This window comes from Novacetimonas cocois, assembly GCF_003311635.1.
GTDB classification, from domain to species: domain Bacteria; phylum Pseudomonadota; class Alphaproteobacteria; order Acetobacterales; family Acetobacteraceae; genus Novacetimonas; species Novacetimonas cocois.
In genome coordinates this window covers 3,279-21,435 of the sequence record NZ_QEXL01000025.1, presented here as the reverse complement: position 1 = coordinate 21,435, position 18,157 = coordinate 3,279, and the positions used below count along the sequence as shown (strand labels likewise).

Here is an 18,157-nt window from a genome sequence, read left to right as displayed (position 1 = left end):
CGGCAATCTGCCTCGCTGCAACCGTCATCTTCTGGCTATGAGTCCTGAGCCTAAAACCGATATGATTCCCGTTATCTAAACCGATAGGTTTTTCCGGTAGTTGTCCGATAATTTCTAACGGAATTGTGGAAAAATATAAGGCTATAAGAGTAAATCTTGATCTAAATCTCCGCCTCTTGGGGGCTGCGCCCCCGCCGGCTCGCGGCCTACGGCCGCCCCGATCGCGCTTCGCGCGATCTCCCACCCGGCATCCCCCTGCTCGCCCTTCCAGGGCTGCGCTTAAGGATACGCCTACGGCGCGAGATCATAATCCGACAATGCGTTGCCGCATTGTCTCTCTACCAGCAGCTTCATCTCCTGCGTCGGCGTCTTCGANTCCCGCTCCGCGCTCGCCCGACGCCTGCAACACCAGAAGAACCGGGCAAGACCGTAATCTGCTCAAGACGCACCGGTGTTCAGACGATCATTTAGCAGCTCACGTGTCGCAGCATGCCCACCAGACGCCACAGGATGGCCGTACAGGCATTATTGTGTGTGGTGGCTATTGGGGTTGGTAATAACGGGAATTGCGCTTTGTGTGGCCTCCCAGGACGCTCTGCGGACCTTGTCGCGGATTGATAGGCTGGCCAATGCATATTCACGTCATAAGCGCGGATGGGAAAGCGGTGATTGAAATTGGCAGGAAAGCCCGACTGATACGGGCAGGTGGCATGAAAGATAAGGTCATACAGGAAGCCCTTGTCATCGTGCAGGACCACGCTGAGATGCTGGCTGAAGCATGGGAGAAGATACATGGCGAATGACATGAACTATCAGGCCGCTCGTGAAGCAGACGCACTTCATAGAGCGGCAATTCCTCATGCGGTCTCCGTACGGTTTATCCGTGCTCGCCGCGCTCTTCACGTCACGCTCTCCAACGGTGTTGAGATGAGCGTGCCTGTGGCTCTGATACAAGATCTGCAGGACGCTTCTCTGAATGATCTGGCCGAGATCGAGATCACGCCACTGGGTAATGGCCTTCACTGGCCCCGTCTCGACGCCGATGTTCTGGTCGAAGGTCTGATCCACGGTATCTACGGTTCCCGAAGCTGGATGGCAGCACAGATGGGACGCGTGGGCGGATCATCTGTCAGCCAGGCAAAGGCGGCGGCGGCACGTCGGAATGGTGCTAAAGGCGGTCGGCCAAGGAACGTCGCGTAAGATAGTCACCGCCTTTCAGGCGGTAGGGAACTGTCGTGCCACATCTGCTCGCTGCAACGACCATTCTTGCCGAAAGGGTGGACCGATACGGTCTACCCTTTGGCTGAAGCGGCTCGGGTTTTCCAACCCCTTTGGGCATGCCCGCACCAACGGTGCAATGGTGTATGAGAGCGCGAAATCCAAGGGGGACACCCCGGGGACTGCCAGGGGGATCGTTACAGGGGAAGATGTAGGGATGGAACGGGGACCGCCGGTTTCTAATGACGTTGCATTTGTGTAGACAAATGTCTATCTTCCCTGCATGAAGATTGCGGGTTTCGACTGGGATGACGGCAACTGGCCGAAATGTGGCAAGCATGGGGTCTCCCGTGCGGAAATCGAGCAGGTCCTGCTGGGAGAACCTGCCGTCATGGCTGATCCTTATCCTGGTGAACCCCGGATGCGGGCCATTGGCAGGACTGAAGCCGGACGTTACGTTTTTCTGGTCTTCATGTTCAGGACGATCAGCAGCCAGACCCGGTTACGTCCCATCAGTGCCCGCTACATGCATCAGAAGGAGATCGACCACTATGAGCAGCAAAAATAGGTCCATGCCCTCGCTGCACAGTGACGAAGCGGCCGAGGATTTCGTCGCGACCGCCGATCTGACCCGGTATGACCTGTCCGGTTTCAAGCCCATGCGCTTTGAGATCGAACCCAAGGCGGCTGCCCTCAACATGCGCCTGCCGGCGTCCTTGCTGGACGCCGTGAAAGCCAGGGCGAAGGCAAAGGGTATCCCTTACACACGCTATGTGCGGATGCTGCTGGAGACCGATGTCGCACAGGCGCGGTAAAGTGTATTCAAACCAGAATAGGGGAGATCGGGCGATGTAGGTACGCCCGGAAATCACTCCGTGCGTCATGGAGGGGAAGCTCCCATGTCTCGCACCTATCATCACAGCCGAAAACACGGCCGGGACCATCGCTGGGCCAACCGGCCGGATCGCTGTGGCTATGGAGGCTCACGTGATGCCTCTGAATCCCCCAACTGGTACAGCCATCTGCACGATATCTGCCCTGGCCGTCATCATGACAGGCATATTGCCCGCCTGGTCATCAAGGGCGCCCTCGATCCTCTCGAGGCGGTCTTTCCGTATACCGGAACCCGGCGGCCCCACGAATATTACTGGTAACCTTCAGCGCGGAATGAGAGATCATTCCCGCGTTCTGTTTCTGCCGGAGTTGAGGTACGATTATTCTCTCCCAGTTGCATTATGGGAGTACAGAGTCAGCACGCGATCTATGGAATGCCAGGGTGCGTGGCCTGCCAGTCATCATGGGCCGCCTGCATCCTGATCCACAGATCAGGGCCATTGCCCAGCAGTTGACCCAGTCGTTCCGCCAGTTCGGGTGTAATGGGTTTTCGGGTCGCCAGGATCTCGTGGAGATGCGGACAGGATATGCCAAGGGCCTGTGCAATTTCTGACGTCTCTATGAAGTAGGCAGGAATGACGTCCAGCCGTAGCAATTCCCCCGGATGGGTGGGGCTACGGTGCCTGTCCCGTGTCATCATGATCTCCTGGCGTGAGGCTTGGATGGGGGCAATGCCCTATGCATCAGCGTTCCCCCTTCTGCTGGAATGGGACCATCCTATTGGCCCGGTTCTGGCATGGGGAGTGGGTGATCGGTGCCCAGGCTGTCAATCCAGGCATTGGCTGCTTCCGCACTGACCACACGGCCCGCTGCAATTTCTGCCAGTGCCTCACGCGTGGCTGCGTCCTTTTTCGCTTCCCAGTCGCGGTCGAATTGGTTTGTATCCGTCGCCATGTTCGTTTCCTTTCCAGGCTGCGGCCTGTTGCAACGATTAAGAGCCAGTTTCCTCAACGGGCATGAGGAATTCAACAGGGGAAATGTCCAGCACGCAGGCCAGTTCATAAAGGGTGACGACCGTTGGATTGCGAACCCCTTTTTCCAGGCCGCTGAGATATTGCTGGCTGAAGCCTGACCGCTCGGCAACCTGTTCCTGTGTCAGACCTTTATTCCTTCGGATGCGGGAAAAATTCCATCCCACAAGGCGTCTCATGTCCATCAGGACATGCTGGCGTCTTACATACTATATTTTTATCAACTATAGTATGTAAATGCCCATTCAATGTCATTCCCCTGGATATAGAGAGGCCAAGATGTCTGACTGCCACCCCGTTTCTGCCCCACGGATCTGCGTCCTGTCAGCTGCCGGTGGGTGTGGGAAAACCGTCATTGCCTTTCATCTCCTGGCACCTTTCCTCCTCAATCCCCTGCTGGTCTGCGTCAAGGAACGGATCGACTTTTCTGGTGGCCTCAGCCCGGATAACCTTCTGCTGGTCCAAAATGGGGACTTCGGGGTGGTTTTTGAGGAACTCACCCTGAATCAGGGCCGGCCCATCATCATCGATATTGATATGACCGCCCTGGAGGCTACTTGCACGAAGATGAAGCGCTTTTCTGGTGCTGACGAAGATATCGATGTCTTCCTGATTCCCTTCACGCCTGAGGTCTACAGTATACAGCGGATGATCTGGACGGTTCGGAAGCTCCGGGCTTGCGGTATTTCCGGACAGAAAATTATCCTGGTTCCCAACCGGCTGCAGGACAGGACAGTGTCCTCGCCGATCGAAGACGTGATGAAAATCTGCGAGGGGCCTGATGCTCCGCGTTTTTTCTGGGATGTCTTCGTGGAAGAGGACGAGATCTATAACCACTTCTTCAGGAAACAGGCTTCCTTCAGGTCGCTTCTGCCTTGCGAATTCTATCGTCAGAAGGCACGAGACAGGCACGCGACGCGGGAAGACCGTCAGAATTATGCATCCTATGCCGCTCTGGCCGCCAGGGCCGAACTTGTGAAACCCCGGCTGAAACAGACCTTTGCCCGTCTCATGGTCCATATCTCTCCAGGGATGGCTGCAGCAGCCTGACAGACCACCTCCTTGGCCCGGAGCGATCTTCTATTGCCATGGCTTTGGCAGGGGGAGAGGGTTATCCGTCGCGAAGCTGGCGACCCATGCCTTCATGGCCTCCCCACTGATCAGCAACCCGGCCTCTCCCCGGGCGAGGGATCACCGCTGACAGATCTTAATTCCAGACATGTTTTCGACGTTTGCGGCCATTCTATCGTATCGGTAACCCGACTATGGTCAGGACAGGCGTGACATGGGGATGGGTTCATTCTGTCAGAAGTTCGCAAATCGGCATTCATCAGGCGTGGCACCAGTTTCTCGTTTGGGCAGACAGCCTATCCCGACGAGGGAGAATTCCGCGTAACCAGTCGCGCTTATGCCTGTCTGCTCCTGCTGGAGACAGGCACCATGAGCACCGTGATCGATGGCGGCAGGCGGGAACTTCATGCGGGGGAATGTGGCATCTTCATCAACACTACTGGCCGACGTTCCACCTATGCACCGGGCAGTCAGGTTCAATGGTGTGAAACGCCGCTGCTGGAGGTACCGACCCCTATTTGCCGTGTGGCGTTGTTCAGTCGGGATCGGGTTCCCGGCGGGGGCGGGAGTATTTTTTCATCAACTCTGCCGCCACATCCTTCGCCCCAATCAATTTGCGTTTCAGAGCTTCGGGTGAGTCATCCCCCGCGTTGCCAAGGTCGGGTCGGGGAGGTTCCGGCGGTTTGGCCGGGGTCTCCACTGTGGTCGGTTTTGGTGCTGCCTCTGGTGCCGGTGCGGGGGATTCCACCGGGGCGATATTGGATTGTGCAATCCAATTTTCTCCCTTTTCCCGGCACTCTTTCCGCACCAGTGATAACCCGTTGCGGAATGACCGCGCGTTGATAGGGATTCCCATTTCTTCGGAAAACATTTTGGCAATGCTTTCGATGGTGCATCCCGTCCGCATCAGGTCTTCGATCCGGCGCAGTTCCAGCCGAATTATGCCCCGGAGCTTTTGTCTCTTGGGGCCTTGCGTCGTCACTGTCTCCCCCCTCTTGTCGTCGATGTGGTGAGCCTATCGTGGGGGTTCTGTCCGCACAAGTCTTTTTCTGTGCATTCGGTGACATTTCGGTGTTCTTTTGGTTATTTTTTGGTGACGGTCCGCATTTGTGGTGACATTTAGGTGACTTTTTGGTGTTCTTTTGGTGATGATCTCTTTCGTTTGGTGATATTATGGTGATGTTTTGGTGATCTGGCGCTTCGCGCTTGAATTAAGACTATGTTTTAGGGTTTCGAGTAGGTTTGAGGTATCCTTAATCTGCTTGAAAGAGGGGTTTTTGTCCTTAATCTGGGCTATACACAATACGCAGTCCAAATGGACTGTAAGTAATTGATAAATAAATAATTTTTATTTTTCGGATTAAAAAAGTGTTCCTTTCGTGTTCCGAAAAAGAGCTGTAGATCGCATTAAACAGCCATTCTCATGGATACTTGGTGTTCCGTTCCTGCATCAGAATAAAAAGGGAAGCAGAATTCCTTGCGATCTTCCCTTGAGACCAGACGCACATAAGCAAGGCTATGAACGCCTCTGTTGTCTGTCTGGTCAAATGACAGAGGCAGTAAGGAACGCGAACTAGGTATCTGGAAGGGGGTGACGCTCAAATCACGGAATCCTTCACGTCATTGAGGATCGTCTTCGTCTTGTGAGCGTGGGGCGGAACATGCACCGCATGGAATGCAGGTGGCTGGAGCTGGCATCTAACAGAATGTCAGATGGAGAGGCCGTGCCACCGGAGCTGGCCGGGGTCATGCTGGAAAGCCTCATGCTCCTGCGCAGCATTGTAAGCCCGGCAAAACTGGATGCCGCCAAGGCGGATGTGAAACGGTCTGATCTTCCCGTCTGGAGCTTATGAGGGACGTTTCCAGACTGATGGTCATTGCGGCTGCATGGAGACTGTAATCTATCAGCCGCAGGGGCCGTCATAAATCGGCTTACAGCCGGATATCGATTGATCTTCAAGGTCATGCGAAAGGGATTGGAGGCTGTAGGATTATGCTAGAAAGATATCATATTATTAAATATGATATCGATCTTGAGAAATGGGGAGTCCTGTCATGTCCTCTGTCGTTATTCGCAATCTGCCGGAAGAGACGCATCGGGCGCTGAAGGCGCAGGCCGTGCTGCATGGGCGCAGTACGGAAGCGGAGATCCGGATCATTCTGGAAGCGGCTGTCCGGCCGCAGCAGCGGGTCCGGCTGGGATCGCTGCTGGCAGCCATCGGTCGTGAGGCGGGTGTGCGTGAGCAGGATGTTGCGGCCTTGCAGGTTCGGGATCAGACCCCGGCCGAGCCGATGTCCTTCGAATGATCCTGCTTGATACCAATGTGATCTCGGAGCCATGGAAGCCTGTGCCGGAGCCGCGTGTTCTGGCCTGGATCGACGCCCAGGCGATCGAGACGCTTTTCCTGTCAGCCATTACAGTAGCGGAGCTGCGTTTCGGGATCGGGGCCATGCCGGCCGGTCGGCGGCAAGCCGTTTTGCAGGAGCGTCTTGAGCAGGATGTCCTGCCTCTGTTCGAGGGACGTATCCTGTCGTTCGATCTGGGGGCGTCACAGGCTTACGCCGAACTGATGGTGCGGGCGAGGTGCGAAGGACGGGCAATCGGTAAGGCGGATGGGTATATCGCCGCGACGGCTGCATCCCGTGGTTATGCCGTAGCCAGCCGGGACGTATCGCCTTTCGAGGCTGCCGGTGTACGGGTTCTGAACCCTTGGGAGGATGCCTGATTTTCAAGACAGATCCGGACGTTAAGGATCTGTGTGTCGAGCAGGATATGATGTGTCAAAGAAATTGCGTTTCTTTGACGTGTCATTCCAATGTGTTCAAAAAAACGCATATTGCTACCACGTTGGGATGTCATATGAGCGGCACGCGCCCGTCTGAAGCGTGTGCCCTGTCCATAGTCATTTTCGTCTGGGAAATCCGTTTGGCTCAGCTCACCAGGAAGGCTTCGGCCATTCTATCCAGATGGGCCTTGTGGCGTTCCCAGTCTGGCATGATCCGGTCCATAAGCTGCCAGAATGCCGGTCCATGGTTGTGTTCCCTCAAATGACACAGTTCATGCACGATCACATAATCGATGCAGTCCCGAGGCGCCTTCACCAGATGGGGATTGAGGGTAATTACCCCACCGGGCGAACAGTTGCCCCATTGCGTGCGCATGATCTGAAGTTTCAGGGCGGGTTTTTGCACCACCCATAATGTTGAAGGCAGCATGGCATCGAGCCGCCGTTGAAAGACGGCCTGGGCCCTGTCGAAATACCACAGGGACAAAAGCGCGCGGATCCGCACGACCTGCCTTGTCTGTACCGAAATCTCCAGCCGTCCGCGCAGCATGCGCACCGTCTCGGGCTGATCTGGCTGATGATGGACCTTTAGCAGGTGGCGACGACCAAGATAGAAATGGCTTTCACCACTGGCATAGTCGCGCGGCGTGACATGGGCCTGGATCTGGCGGAAATCACGCAGTTTCTGCCAGATCCAGCGTGCTTTCTGTTCCAGGGCCTGCTGCAGTTTCTCTTCAGGCGTGTCGAATGGCACGACGGCCTGCACCCGCAGGTCGGGGTGGACCTTGACCACAAGGGTCGTTCCCGGCCGGGAACGGGGCAGGAGTTCGACCCTGATCTTCTCTCCGCCATATGTCAGGAACCGCTCGTCCGGCATCAGGCGCGCTGTTCCCCGGCTGCCGGCCCGGCCCGCATGATCTGGATGACCTGCGTGATGATTTTCTGTGCCTGATTTACGCCAAAACCGGCTTTTTGGCCGATGGCGAAAAGGAGGGGCAGCAATTCCTGGTGAATGGTCTTTTCCATGTCGGTCTGGCTGAGCGAGTTCTCCCGCACGGCCCGATCCACGATCCGGTCAATCTCGAACGCCAGATCGATCCAGCGCTGCTGCTCTTCGTCGGTCTGCTTGTGATTGAAGATGGCCGTCAGCGTCTGCAGGAACACGCCGTAATAGGCCTGGGCATGCCGGTGGCCTTCGAAGGCGGATGGAATGTCTTTCAGTTTCCGCTGTGCAACCTGCTCCTCGAATTCCTGGAACAGCATGAACTGCTTGAGCGGGTGATCGAACAGGCGCTCCGCCTCTTCAATAACCTGACGCAGCAGGGTGGAGAACGCCTCCTTGGCATAAGGATCGTCCTGCATGTCATGGGTGATCATTTTCGTCACGCGCGTGCGGATCAGGTCCGTTTCGTTGCGGGTCTTGTCCTCGGTCCAGTCTTCAGGCTGACCGTCATCGGGTTTCTGGCCCATCTTGCCGACGGCATACAGCCCTTCGGAATCATGCACCTTCACACCCGCCACATGCCGGTCCAGCAGCTTTTTCACCTGCTCGGCATACTGGTCAAAGTCCACGGTCTCGCCGGTATCGTGCAGGATCCACTGACGCAGGCTGCTCATCTGCTTCAGGGTTTCCTTGTAGGTGTTGCGGTCCTTTTCGGTGAAGCTGGTATCCTCGAAGAATGCGACCGACTGCAGGGCCACCTTGAGGCAGGCGGAAAACTTCGTCAGCGCCTCATAGAAATCATCGCGGCGCTTGAGGTTCACATCCACCATCTGGCCGTGCTCTTCCACCATACGCGGCATGAGCACGGCACGAAGCTGCTGGGGATCGCTTCTGTTCTTCACGCCGTCAAAGATGGCCCACAGCGCCTTATGTAGCGCCGGGAGTTCGCGGTATTCGGTGCTCATCTGGCTATACAGCCCGGCAATGTCCTTGGGATCATATCCACCGACATTATCGGCCGCGAGCTGGTCATAGCGCGCAAGTGTCGTGTCCAGCTCCGCCAGAATGCCGCGATAGTCGATCAGCAGCCCATGTTTTTTCTGGTCATGCAGCCGGTTCACGCGGGCAATAGCCTGCAGCAGGTTATGCTGTTTCAGCGGCTTGTCGATATACAGCACGGCGTTTTTCGGTTCGTCAAAGCCGGTCAGCAGCTTGTCCACCACAATGATCAGCTTCAGGTCGGGATCCTTTTCAAAGCGCTCGATCACGCCCCGTGTATAGTCATCCTCGCTCTGCTTGCCGACAGTCTCGACCCACCATTTCTGCACTTCGGGCTGTTTGCCCTCATCGACTTCCGAATGGCCTTCCCGCGTGTCAGGCGGGCTCATGACGATGGCGCTTTCAAACAGCCCCACTTCATCCAGATACTGCTTGTAGCGGATGGCCGAGAGCTTGCTGTCGCAGGCCAGCATACCCTTCAGGCCCTCATCAATGTTACTGTCAAAATGCGTGGCCAGGTCCATGGCGATCAGCCGGATACGGTCATCGGCCTTATAGACCTGATTGGCACGGGCAAAGCGTTTCTTGAGGTCTGTGACCTGTTCTTGCGTCAGGCCCTGCGTAATGCGGTCAAACCACGCATCAATGGCTTCATCATTGACGTTGAGATCAGGCTTACGTTCCTCATAGAGCAGCGGCGTCACCGTCCCGTCCGAGACAGCCTGCTGCATGGTGTAGGAATGGATGATCTTCCCGAACCGGCTGGTCGTCTCGCTGCCCTTGAGCAGTGGCGTGCCGGTAAAGGCGATGAAAGCGGCATTGGGCAGGGCATGCTTCATGCGGGCATGGTTTTCCCCGCCCTGGCTGCGGTGCCCTTCATCGACCAGCACGATGATATCCGGGCTATCATTATGACATTCAGGATAGCCCGTGGCGGTGTGGAATTTATTGATGAGCGAGAAGATGATCCGCTCCTGCCCATGCCCGATCTGCTGCGCCAGCCGGCGGCCGGACGTGGCCAGGGCTTCGGCCTTGTCCTTTTTGTCCGCCAATTCGCCGCCAGTGGAGAATGTGGTGCTGAGCTGACGTTCCAGGTCCTTGCGGTCTGTGACCACCAGAATGCGGCACTGTTTGAGGTCATTATCAAGGATCAGCGCCCGGCTGAGGAATACCATGGTAAAGGACTTGCCTGAGCCGGTGGTGTGCCAGATCACGCCGCCCTCTCGCCCGCCATCTGCCCGGCGGGTCTTGATGCGCTCCAGCAGGCGCCTGATGCCGAAGACCTGCTGGTAGCGGGCAACGATCTTGCCGTTCTTGCGGTCCACCAGCGTGAAGAATCGCGTCATTTCCAGAAGGCGTTCGGGGGAAAGCAGGCCGATCAGCAGCCGGTCCTGATCCGTAACCGCCAGCGGGCGGGATGCCCAGTCCTCGAACCATGCCCGATCGGATGGTTTACGTTCGGCAAACAGCACGTCGGTCTGGGCGGGGGAGAGAGATGTGTTCTTGAGGTTATGCATCCGGCTTTCGGCGATGTCCTCCTCTTTCCAGCTTGCCCAGAACTTCTTGGGCGTGCCGCAGGTGCCATAGCGTCCGTCGTGCCCGTTGATGGAGAGCAGGAGCTGGCTGTAGGCAAAAAGCTGCGGGATTTCGTCCTTGAACTGGTTGCGGATGGTCTGGGAAATACCGGCGGCCACGGTCGGACCCTTGCCCGGCTGGCCACCGGGGCGTTTGGCCTCAATTACCGCGAGTGGAATACCGTTGACGAAGCAGACAATGTCCGGTCGGCGAGTCTGGATCAGGTCCGTGCTGCGCAGGACGCTGAATTCTTCGGTGAAGGTAAAGCTGTTGTTCTGTGGGTTCTGCCAGTCGATCAGCGCGATGGTCGGGTTGGCTTTGCGCCCGTTGATGAACTCGGTAATGGCAATGCCGAACAGCAGATGCGTGGTCATCTTCTCATTGGCGTCCCGCAGGCCGGAAACAAAATCCGGGTGCGTGACGTGAGAGACCAGTGTGTTGATGGCCTGATCGGACAGGCCGTGCTCCTGTCCTTCAAACGTAAAGCGTCGCTTTTTCAGCTCCGCCCGCAGGAGTGTGTCGAGCACCACGGCATCCTGTTTACCGCCCCGCAGGGCCAGCGCCTCGGATGGTGGCAGAAACCGCCATCCGAGGGTGCTGAGCAGGGCCAGTGCCGGAAGCTTGGCACTGTATTCTTCCTGAAATTTCGGGGCAGAAACCATAATGTTCAAATATCCTGTAAGCTGAAAATATCTTAATCGACCGTCACGCGGCGCTTGCCCGTGAGAAGTTGCTGCATCAGGGCTTTCTTCTCCTGACGCAGGCGCGAAAGGTCGGATTCAATCGCCGTGATTTCTTCGTCTGCTGTCGTCAGGACGGCGGCGATGGCTTTCTGCTCGGGGGGTGATGGGAGATTAATTTTGATTTGTGAAAAAGCGGACCAACGCAGACTGCCACGTCTATCTACTGAAGAATTGGTAGCTGCAGCGAAAATCTGACGATAGTGATCTGTTTTTAGAACTGCAAAAACAAACAACGGATCAGCGTTTTTGCCCATTGAGAAAACAGTATAAATCGGGCTTACGATTGCATCGTCATGAATATTTTGTAGTCCTATGGAACCTTCTTCAATGTGATTTGAAGGAAATCCAATCTGATTTCTTGATATGATTTTATATCCTGACAGGTCGTCACTATAAACTTTCTTATTGAAGAAAGATAAAGAATCAACAAATCCTTTTGTTTTAGTGCAGGAAATAACCGGATAATTCTTTCTGTTTTTATTCCGAATGGAAATTTCTTTTGCAATATTGCCAATAGTTGTTTTTTTCCATTCCCCCGTGAACCCCGGCAGGCGTTTTTTGCCTGTGAGGAGTTGCTGCATGAGGGCTTTTTTCTGCTGCTGGCTGTTGGCCAGAAGCTTTTCAGTTCCCTCAATCGCACGATCCCACGTCGAGAGGATCGCCGCGATCTTCTTCTGTTCGGGGAGAGGAGGGAGGTTTACAACTTGAGTATCAATATCTTGCTTTTTGACATGAACAAGCGTGGCTTTAAAGCCATGTGCTTGCCCTTCAATTTTGTCAGTAATGGATCTCAGGATCAGATAAAGCCAATTTTTATCTACTTTGCCTTTTGAGAAAACCTTAAATATGTGCTGATTGAGAACGCCTTGTGGACCGTTCCATATAAAAGGGCCGAACGAGACACCTTTGCTTCCTGCCCAAGCAAAAAGAATTTGGCCTGGGTTCACCAACCATTTTTCGAGTGGTTTTCCAGAGAAATAGTTAAAGTTGGAGCTACCATTTAAATTTTGGATACGGATAATTGGGAGGCCTTTAGTGTCCCATTGATGGGGTTTAAACCCATTTCCATTTTGCAAAATGCAAATATCAGAAACCGTTTTACGTTCCCACCCATCAGGAAGCATAACCCAGCTCCTTCAGATAAGCGTCCATCTGTGCTTCCAGCTTCGCCAGTTCTGCCTTGATCTCCGCCCGTTCCTTGCGCACGGCGTTCAGGTCGATGTCCTCTTCTTCCTCAAACGTATCGACATAACGCGGGATGTTCAGGTTGTAGTCGTTCTCTTTGATCTCGTCCGGCGTGGCGAGGTGGGCATATTTATCCACGTCCTTGCGGGCCCGGTAGGTGTCCACGATCTTCGTGATGTTCTCTTCAGTCAGCAGATTCTGGTTCTTGCCTGCCTTGAACTCGCGGCTGGCGTCAATGAACAGCACGTCCTTCGTCTTGCGGTCCTTGCGGAAGATCAGGATGGCCGCCGGAATGCCCGTGCCAAAGAACAGCTTTTCCGGCAGGCCGATCACGGCATCCAGCAGGTTTTCCTCAATCAGCTTCTGGCGGATCTTGCCTTCCGAACCGCCACGGAACAGCACGCCATGCGGTACCACCACGCCCATTCGGCCGGTGCGCTCCTTCACGGTGGCAAGCATGTGCAGGATGAAGGCATAATCACCCTTGGTCTTGGGTGGTACACCACGCGCAAAGCGGTGATGCACGTCGTCCGCTGCCTCGTCATGGCCCCATTTGTCGAGGCTGAAGGGCGGGTTGGCTGTCACCACGTCAAAGCGCATCAGGTGGTTCTTGCCATCCAGAAGCTTGGGGCTGCGAATGGTGTCGCCCCATTCAATGCGGTGGTTGTCCTCGCCATGCAGGAACATGTTCATCTTGGCAAAGGACCAGGTGGAGCCAATGGCCTCCTGCCCATACAGGGCGTAATCCCGGCTGCCCTTGTGGTGCAGCGTGACCTGCCTGCCGCATTTCATCAGCAGGGAAGCCGAGCCACAGGCAGGGTCGCAGATGCTCTCACCCGGTTGCGGGTTTAGCAGGCGGGCCATCAGTTCGCTGACTTCTGGCGGGGTATAGAATTCACCTGCTTTCTGGCCACCGCTGGCGGCAAAATGCTTGATTAGATACTCATAACTATTGCCGATCACATCCAGATTGCCCACGCGGGACGGGCGCAGGTTCAGTTCCGGTTTGGCAAAGTCCTCCAGCAGGTGGCGCAGGATGGTGTTCTTCTGCTTCTCATCGCCCAGTTTATCGGAATTGAAGCTGATATCCTGGAAGACGCTCTTGCCTGCATCCTTCAGCTTGGTGCCGTTGGCTTCCTCAATGGCATGCAGGGCCTTGTCGATCCGCTCACCATTGCCGGGGGTGTTGCGTTCTTTATAGAGCGTATAAAAATCGGTGCCTTTGGGCAGGACAAAGCGCTCCTGCGCCATCATGGCTTCAATCAGTTCGGGATTATCGCCAAATTCTTTTTTGAAATTATCATAATGATCCTGCCATACATCGGAGATGTATTTCAGGAACAGCATGGTGAGTAGATAATCGCGGTATGTATCGGGACTGACCGTGCCACGGAACGTATCGCAAGCGCTCCATAGCGTCCGGTTAATGGTGTCCTGGCTGATCTGTTCGGTCACGGGAATATCCTGTCTGTAAATCGCAAAAATGGGTCAGTGGGCCATAAGGTCGCGGGCAAGGCCGGTCATGATCTGCTGGTTGCTCTGCATTAACTGGTGCAGCAATTGCGTTTCGTGCCGCATGGCCTGTGCTAGCCCAGTAATCTGCTGCTGACGGGGCAGAGGCGGGATGGCAATGGGAATGGTGTCAAGAACGGTGCGGGAGATATTGCGCACAATGCCGGAACTCTGGGCCTGCTGTTCCAGATGGCGCTGTGCTGGTTCCTGGTTGAGCCACCACGCCACATAGGCGGGCAGCACATCGGCTTGGTGTATGCGCAGGACAAAAAAGTGCGGTGCGGCGACGGCCTGGATGTCCCCGATGGTTTCATCAACCAAGGTCGCGCAGGACAGGTTACCACGCGTGGGGAATAGAATATCGCCGGGTTTCAGCCAGTCCGGTTTCCGCTTGCCCGGCAGTTCCGTGCGGACGCAGCTGGGCCAGTCTATGCCATCCGTGCAGGAGGTATCGCGCATCTGCACCACGGCAGTTGTCGTGCCGGGGATTGGCTTGATTCCTGTTCGGAATGGGTAACCCAGCGAAACTTCAGCGATTGCGCCCAAAGTATTTTTTATGCACCATCTCATTGGGTGCATATAGGCATGATGAAATTGTGCTGTCAACAATTTATTATGCACCAACGAATTTGGAACAAAATATAAAGGGGCAAAAGTTCTTTTTCATGATATTTTGTAGAGGTGGCCCCGTTTTTCAGACAGGGCGATAAGCTATACTCCGACCTGAGAGAGGATGGATTGGCGCACGCGTAAGGTGCTGTCTTGGCGTCTGTCGAACATGATGGATGTGGAGTTCTGCGTCGAGGCGTTCCGAGATGCGCTGGTGCGATACGGCCTCCCGGAGATTTTCAACACAGACCAGGGTTCACAATTCACGACGCCTCGGTTCACCGAGGTCCTGGAACGACGATAGGTTCGCATCAGCATGGATAGGCACGGTCGCTGGCCGGACAACGTGTTCATCGAACGTCTGTGGCGGTCATTGCAATACGAATGCGTTTGTTTGCACATATTCGAGACCGGATCGGCGCTACGGGCCGGGCTTGCTGGATGGATCGCCCATTATAACGGGCAGCGTCCGCACTTAGCACTGGCTGGCCGTACGTCCCATGAGGCGTATCATGACGTTCCGACGCCATGTGATCCGGAGTTACTAACCCCGGATCACATGGGCCAACAGCAGCGCCGTTAGAATGGCGGCATAACAATAACCGGGCATAGCTTATCAAGCTCACAAAACTGTCCGAACGGACGGGTCCACCTCTGTTTGTCCGAACCGTAGGCATAACGCGAGTCACCATAAGGATCGGGCTGGCCAATATCATCTATAATATACGCCGATTTTTCCTCCTGGAGCGCAGTAATGCCGCCGCGTAGCAATCCAGAGCATGAAACCATCACTCTGCTCAAAACGCAGAGCGAAAATCAGATCCAGGAACCAGCAATCAACACGCCAAAAATCTGAAATCAGGTAAAAGAGAAATCAATACAACAGTTCTTCCAACCATCCAACTGGCTTGTGCATCTGTTTTCAACAAAATATGACTGTTACGGTTGCTTGCTGGTGGTTGTTCTCCCCCTTCACCTGAACCGGAGTTTTCTGCCCTGATGTCTGTTTCCTCTGCCGTATCGCGTGAAATCCGCCTGTTCCTGTCCTCGACCTTTCGCGACATGGAAGAAGAACGCAATTACCTGATGGCCCATGTCTTTCCGGTCTTTCGGCAGGACTGCATGGCGCGGCAGGTGACCCTGACGGAAATCGACCTGCGCTGGGGCATTACGGAGGACGAGGCGAAGAACGGACGCACGGTGGAAATCTGCCTTGATGAGATCGAGCGCTGCCGTGGCGTCAGCCCGCCGCCATTTTTCATTGGTTTCCTTGGCGAACGCTATGGCTGGGTGCCGGAAAAGGAAGATCTGGCCCAGTACTGGGACGCACACGAAGCCTCCCCCTACGCCGCGACGATCCGCAAGGCGCTGGAGGAGGGGATCAGTGTCACGGAACTGGAAATGCGCGTCGCGCTGTTCGATGGGAAAGGACCGCTCGACACCCCGCGCGAACGGATTTTCCTGCGCGACCGCGCGCTGACCGACGCCATCGCCCGCAAGGCCGGGATGGAACCGGACGATGTCGCGTTCTACGACCCGGCAGGCGGGCGGCTGGAGCATCTGAAGCAGGTCCTGCGCGCTTCTCCGGCCATGGGGCTGGATAACTATAAATCGATCCGGGAATTCGGTGACGCGGTGCTGGCGTACCTGCGGGCGGAACTCGACCGGTTTTTCCCGCTCGACGCCGTGCCCTCGACCCTGACCCGCAGCCTGAAGGCGCAGGCCGCCTATGCGCGCTCGCGCCGCCATGCCTATGTCCCGCTGGGCGATATGGAGGACACGGTCCTTGCCGCCTTCCGCGCCGCGCGGGGTGTGGCCGACAGCCATCCCATCGAAATTGTCGCCCCGTCGGGCATGGGCAAGAGCGCCTTCCTCGCCCATCTGGCGACGCGCTTCACCGGCGCGGACCAGGCCACGGTGTTCGCCCATTACACCGGGGCGGATGGCGACCTGCATCTGCCCTGGTGGCGCGACCGGCTGATCGCCTTCATGCAGGAGGCCGGGCACCTCGTCTCCCCCGTGCCGGAGGATGGGGAGGGGCGCTGGGCCAGCCTTTATGCGCTGTTGGCGGAGACGGTGAAGGGGCTGGGTCAGCCGCTGGTCCTGCTGCTCGACGCGCTCAACCAGATGGAGGACCGGCAGGATGCCATGGCGCGTCTCGACACGTTGCGCCTGCCACAGGGCGTCGTGCTGGTTGCGACCACGACGCCGGACACCAGACTGAAGAACGCGAGCATTATTGCATTGCCCGCGCTGGATGAAAGCCTGCGGCATCGTGTCATCACCGCGTTTTTCGAGACCTACCGCAAGCGCCTGTCCGATGCGCAGATCGCCCGTCTTGTCGCCTGTCCCGCATGCCAAAGCCCGCTGTTCCTGCGGCTGGCGCTGGAGGAACTGCGGCTGTATGCGCGGCACGAAACGCTGGACGCCAAAATGGGCGAACTGCTGGCGTGCGGGGATGCAGGCACGCTGTTCGCGCATATCCTGTCCAGCATGGACGCCGATTTCCGCGACGTAGACCATCCCGCGCTGGCGAGTGATGCCGCACGGCTGATCACGGCCTCCTGGCGTGGGTTGCGACAGGCGGACCTGTCGGCGCTGCTGGCTTCCCCCAATGATCCGGTCGATCCGGCGGATGGTCGCCCACGCCTGCCCGCGCTGGTCCTGGCCCCCGTGCTGGCGCGGCTGTCGCCTTTCTGCCTGCATGATGACGGACGCCTGCTGCCGATGCACGCCATCCTGCGTCAGGCGGCGTTGGGGAGCGCTGCGGAGACAGAAGCGGCACGGCACGCCCTGCTTCGGCATTTCGAGGGACAGCAGGACGCGGATGCGATTGCGGAGCAGGTGTTCCAGTTCCAGACCCTCAGCGACCGGGACGGCGTTGTCCGGACGCTGACGCCCATCCCGGCGATAATGACGCTGTTGAATGCCTATCACCGCCTCCTGCGCGATGCGCTGTCGTGGCTGGGGGCGAGCGATGCCAAAATGATGCCTGCGATCGGGGTGCTGGCGGACAGGTGGAAAGCGGGGCTGTCGGCATGTGAAGAGATGCCGGTCTATGCTGATGCAGTTACAGTATGGTTCACCAACCAGAGCTTTCTGAACCTGGGAGTCGTCTGGGCCGAAAGCCTTGTGGCATGGGAGACGCAACATGGTGGTGTAACGGCAACCAGCGCGAACAATCTGGCGGTTCTTTACAAGGCACAGGGTCGGTACGAGGAAGCGGAGCCGCTGTATGTCGAAGCGCTGGCGATCCGTCGCAAGGCGCTGCCGCCCGGGCATCCGTCTATCGCGCAGAGCCTGAACAATCTGGCGGGTCTTTACCAGGCACAGGGTCGGTACAAGGAAGCGGAGCCGCTGTATGTCGAAGCGCTGGAGATCACCCGCAAGGCGCGACCGCCCGGGCANTCCGTATCTTGCGGCGAGCCTGAACAATCTGGCTCTTCTTTACCAAGATCAGGATCGCTATGAGGATGCGGAACCGCTGTATGTCGAAGCGCTGGGGATTTTCCGCAAGGCGCTGCCGCCCGNCGGATATCGCGACAAGCCTGAACAATCTGGCGGGTCTTTACCAAGATCAGGGTTGCTATGAGGATGCGGAACCGCTGTATGTCGAAGCGCTAGCGATCCGTCGGGAGGCGCTGCCACACA

Annotated in this window: 21 protein-coding genes and 2 pseudogenes; 14 read left to right on the top strand and 9 right to left on the bottom strand. The window is 56.6% G+C overall.

Going from position 1 to position 18,157, the window contains the following annotated elements:
- Positions 1 to 629 precede the first annotated feature (629 nt).
- The 5 genes from NJLHNGOC_RS14485 (at position 630) to NJLHNGOC_RS16650 (ending at position 2,372) form a co-directional block, all read left to right on the top strand.
- Positions 630 to 803 carry a DUF4160 domain-containing protein gene (locus NJLHNGOC_RS14485; RefSeq protein WP_113596996.1) on the top strand — a complete coding sequence of 58 codons (174 nt, stop codon included), beginning with the start codon at positions 630 to 632 and terminating at the stop codon, positions 801 to 803.
- Positions 793 to 1,200, top strand: a complete 408-nt coding sequence (locus tag NJLHNGOC_RS14480; protein ID WP_113596995.1) for a DUF2442 domain-containing protein — start codon at positions 793 to 795, stop codon at positions 1,198 to 1,200. The genes NJLHNGOC_RS14485 and NJLHNGOC_RS14480 overlap by 11 nt, the downstream gene beginning before the upstream one ends.
- A 301-nt stretch (positions 1,201 to 1,501) precedes the next feature.
- On the top strand, positions 1,502 to 1,786 hold the full coding sequence (locus tag NJLHNGOC_RS14475) for a BrnT family toxin (RefSeq protein ID WP_025812576.1): 285 nt from the start codon (positions 1,502 to 1,504) through the stop codon (positions 1,784 to 1,786).
- Positions 1,787 to 1,790: 4 nt separating this feature from the next.
- Positions 1,791 to 2,033 carry a BrnA antitoxin family protein gene (locus NJLHNGOC_RS14470; RefSeq protein ID WP_015061745.1) on the top strand — a complete coding sequence of 81 codons (243 nt, stop codon included), beginning with the start codon at positions 1,791 to 1,793 and terminating at the stop codon, positions 2,031 to 2,033.
- An 84-nt stretch (positions 2,034 to 2,117) separates the two neighbouring features.
- Positions 2,118 to 2,372 (top strand): hypothetical protein, encoded by a 255-nt coding sequence (locus tag NJLHNGOC_RS16650; protein WP_113596994.1) that lies wholly within the window; start codon positions 2,118 to 2,120, stop codon positions 2,370 to 2,372.
- Positions 2,373 to 2,479: 107 nt separating this feature from the next.
- On the opposite strand, the gene NJLHNGOC_RS14460 is transcribed toward NJLHNGOC_RS16650, so the two are convergent.
- From NJLHNGOC_RS14460 to NJLHNGOC_RS14455, 3 genes are all read right to left on the bottom strand, one after another.
- Positions 2,480 to 2,752 carry a HigA family addiction module antitoxin gene (locus NJLHNGOC_RS14460; RefSeq protein ID WP_113596993.1) on the bottom strand — a complete coding sequence of 91 codons (273 nt, stop codon included), beginning with the start codon at positions 2,750 to 2,752 and terminating at the stop codon, positions 2,480 to 2,482.
- A gap of 77 nt (positions 2,753 to 2,829) precedes the next feature.
- Positions 2,830 to 3,006 (bottom strand): hypothetical protein, encoded by a 177-nt coding sequence (locus NJLHNGOC_RS16070; RefSeq protein WP_165837951.1) that lies wholly within the window; start codon positions 3,004 to 3,006, stop codon positions 2,830 to 2,832.
- A gap of 37 nt (positions 3,007 to 3,043) precedes the next feature.
- On the bottom strand, positions 3,044 to 3,268 hold the full coding sequence (locus tag NJLHNGOC_RS14455; protein WP_078528513.1) for a helix-turn-helix domain-containing protein: 225 nt from the start codon (positions 3,266 to 3,268) through the stop codon (positions 3,044 to 3,046).
- A 94-nt stretch (positions 3,269 to 3,362) separates the two neighbouring features.
- Here NJLHNGOC_RS14455 and NJLHNGOC_RS14450 point away from each other — a divergent pair, with 94 nt between their 5' ends.
- On the top strand, positions 3,363 to 4,133 hold the full coding sequence (locus tag NJLHNGOC_RS14450) for a StbB (RefSeq protein WP_113596992.1): 771 nt from the start codon (positions 3,363 to 3,365) through the stop codon (positions 4,131 to 4,133).
- 556 nt (positions 4,134 to 4,689) lie between these two features.
- Here the strand turns inward: NJLHNGOC_RS14450 and NJLHNGOC_RS15765 are convergent.
- Positions 4,690 to 5,136, bottom strand: a complete 447-nt coding sequence (locus tag NJLHNGOC_RS15765; protein ID WP_133258758.1) for a hypothetical protein — start codon at positions 5,134 to 5,136, stop codon at positions 4,690 to 4,692.
- 724 nt (positions 5,137 to 5,860) lie between these two features.
- Between NJLHNGOC_RS15765 and NJLHNGOC_RS16445 the strand changes: the two genes are divergently transcribed.
- From NJLHNGOC_RS16445 to NJLHNGOC_RS14435, 3 genes are all read left to right on the top strand, one after another.
- Positions 5,861 to 6,007, top strand: a complete 147-nt coding sequence (locus NJLHNGOC_RS16445; RefSeq protein WP_239021558.1) for a hypothetical protein — start codon at positions 5,861 to 5,863, stop codon at positions 6,005 to 6,007.
- A gap of 202 nt (positions 6,008 to 6,209) precedes the next feature.
- Positions 6,210 to 6,461 (top strand): FitA-like ribbon-helix-helix domain-containing protein, encoded by a 252-nt coding sequence (locus NJLHNGOC_RS14440; protein WP_113596991.1) that lies wholly within the window; start codon positions 6,210 to 6,212, stop codon positions 6,459 to 6,461.
- Entirely contained in the window at positions 6,458 to 6,880 is a 423-nt protein-coding gene (locus NJLHNGOC_RS14435; protein ID WP_113596990.1) for a type II toxin-antitoxin system VapC family toxin, read from the top strand. The genes NJLHNGOC_RS14440 and NJLHNGOC_RS14435 overlap by 4 nt, the downstream gene beginning before the upstream one ends.
- 205 nt (positions 6,881 to 7,085) lie before the next feature.
- Here the strand turns inward: NJLHNGOC_RS14435 and NJLHNGOC_RS14430 are convergent, their stop codons facing one another.
- The 5 genes from NJLHNGOC_RS14430 to NJLHNGOC_RS14410 are packed head-to-tail and all read right to left on the bottom strand — an operon-like array spanning position 7,086 to position 14,503.
- Positions 7,086 to 7,817 carry a M48 family metallopeptidase gene (locus NJLHNGOC_RS14430; RefSeq protein WP_113596989.1) on the bottom strand — a complete coding sequence of 244 codons (732 nt, stop codon included), beginning with the start codon at positions 7,815 to 7,817 and terminating at the stop codon, positions 7,086 to 7,088.
- Positions 7,817 to 11,119, bottom strand: a complete 3,303-nt coding sequence (locus NJLHNGOC_RS14425) for a type I restriction endonuclease subunit R (protein ID WP_113596988.1) — start codon at positions 11,117 to 11,119, stop codon at positions 7,817 to 7,819. Before NJLHNGOC_RS14425 ends, NJLHNGOC_RS14430 begins: the two co-directional genes overlap by 1 nt.
- 32 nt (positions 11,120 to 11,151) lie before the next feature.
- Positions 11,152 to 12,324, bottom strand: coding sequence for a restriction endonuclease subunit S (locus tag NJLHNGOC_RS14420; protein WP_113596987.1), 1,173 nt, complete (start codon positions 12,322 to 12,324; stop codon positions 11,152 to 11,154).
- Positions 12,314 to 13,840, bottom strand: coding sequence for a type I restriction-modification system subunit M (locus NJLHNGOC_RS14415; RefSeq protein ID WP_113596986.1), 1,527 nt, complete (start codon positions 13,838 to 13,840; stop codon positions 12,314 to 12,316). The genes NJLHNGOC_RS14420 and NJLHNGOC_RS14415 overlap by 11 nt, the downstream gene beginning before the upstream one ends.
- Positions 13,841 to 13,873: 33 nt before the next feature.
- Entirely contained in the window at positions 13,874 to 14,503 is a 630-nt protein-coding gene (locus tag NJLHNGOC_RS14410) for a restriction endonuclease subunit S domain-containing protein (protein ID WP_239021557.1), read from the bottom strand.
- Between the two features lie 127 nt (positions 14,504 to 14,630).
- On the opposite strand from NJLHNGOC_RS14410, the pseudogene NJLHNGOC_RS14405 reads away from it, so the two are divergent.
- The 5 genes and pseudogenes from NJLHNGOC_RS14405 to NJLHNGOC_RS16715 form a co-directional block, all read left to right on the top strand.
- Positions 14,631 to 15,102 (top strand): annotated as a pseudogene (locus NJLHNGOC_RS14405) (transposase); the annotation flags it as partial.
- A gap of 58 nt (positions 15,103 to 15,160) precedes the next feature.
- Positions 15,161 to 15,274 (top strand): annotated as a pseudogene (locus NJLHNGOC_RS16725) (IS5/IS1182 family transposase); the annotation flags it as partial.
- 231 nt (positions 15,275 to 15,505) lie between these two features.
- Entirely contained in the window at positions 15,506 to 17,977 is a 2,472-nt protein-coding gene (locus tag NJLHNGOC_RS16190) for a tetratricopeptide repeat protein (RefSeq protein ID WP_206059810.1), read from the top strand.
- Positions 17,868 to 18,098: a tetratricopeptide repeat protein gene (locus NJLHNGOC_RS16720; RefSeq protein WP_206059809.1), complete on the top strand. Its 231-nt coding sequence runs from the start codon at positions 17,868 to 17,870 to the stop codon at positions 18,096 to 18,098. Before NJLHNGOC_RS16190 ends, NJLHNGOC_RS16720 begins: the two co-directional genes overlap by 110 nt.
- On the top strand, positions 18,043 to 18,157 hold a 115-nt coding region (locus tag NJLHNGOC_RS16715; protein ID WP_408890983.1), incomplete at its 3' end, for a tetratricopeptide repeat protein. The genes NJLHNGOC_RS16720 and NJLHNGOC_RS16715, both read left to right, overlap by 56 nt.

Excerpts from the sequence above, each read along its gene's own strand:
- NJLHNGOC_RS14485 (WP_113596996.1), top strand. The coding sequence starts at position 630 with ATGCATATTCACGTCATAAGCGCGGATGGGAAAGCGGTGATTGAAATT.
- NJLHNGOC_RS14480 (WP_113596995.1), top strand. The coding sequence starts at position 793 with ATGGCGAATGACATGAACTATCAGGCCGCTCGTGAAGCAGACGCACTT.
- NJLHNGOC_RS14475 (WP_025812576.1), top strand. The coding sequence starts at position 1,502 with ATGAAGATTGCGGGTTTCGACTGGGATGACGGCAACTGGCCGAAATGT.
- NJLHNGOC_RS14470 (WP_015061745.1), top strand. The coding sequence starts at position 1,791 with ATGCCCTCGCTGCACAGTGACGAAGCGGCCGAGGATTTCGTCGCGACC.
- NJLHNGOC_RS16650 (WP_113596994.1), top strand. The coding sequence starts at position 2,118 with ATGTCTCGCACCTATCATCACAGCCGAAAACACGGCCGGGACCATCGC.
- NJLHNGOC_RS14460 (WP_113596993.1), bottom strand. The coding sequence starts at position 2,752 with ATGATGACACGGGACAGGCACCGTAGCCCCACCCATCCGGGGGAATTG.
- NJLHNGOC_RS16070 (WP_165837951.1), bottom strand. The coding sequence starts at position 3,006 with ATGGCGACGGATACAAACCAATTCGACCGCGACTGGGAAGCGAAAAAG.
- NJLHNGOC_RS14455 (WP_078528513.1), bottom strand. The coding sequence starts at position 3,268 with ATGGACATGAGACGCCTTGTGGGATGGAATTTTTCCCGCATCCGAAGG.
- NJLHNGOC_RS14450 (WP_113596992.1), top strand. The coding sequence starts at position 3,363 with ATGTCTGACTGCCACCCCGTTTCTGCCCCACGGATCTGCGTCCTGTCA.
- NJLHNGOC_RS16445 (WP_239021558.1), top strand. The coding sequence starts at position 5,861 with ATGTCAGATGGAGAGGCCGTGCCACCGGAGCTGGCCGGGGTCATGCTG.
- NJLHNGOC_RS14440 (WP_113596991.1), top strand. The coding sequence starts at position 6,210 with ATGTCCTCTGTCGTTATTCGCAATCTGCCGGAAGAGACGCATCGGGCG.
- NJLHNGOC_RS14435 (WP_113596990.1), top strand. The coding sequence starts at position 6,458 with ATGATCCTGCTTGATACCAATGTGATCTCGGAGCCATGGAAGCCTGTG.
- NJLHNGOC_RS14430 (WP_113596989.1), bottom strand. The coding sequence starts at position 7,817 with ATGCCGGACGAGCGGTTCCTGACATATGGCGGAGAGAAGATCAGGGTC.
- NJLHNGOC_RS14425 (WP_113596988.1), bottom strand. The coding sequence starts at position 11,119 with ATGGTTTCTGCCCCGAAATTTCAGGAAGAATACAGTGCCAAGCTTCCG.
- NJLHNGOC_RS14420 (WP_113596987.1), bottom strand. The coding sequence starts at position 12,324 with ATGCTTCCTGATGGGTGGGAACGTAAAACGGTTTCTGATATTTGCATT.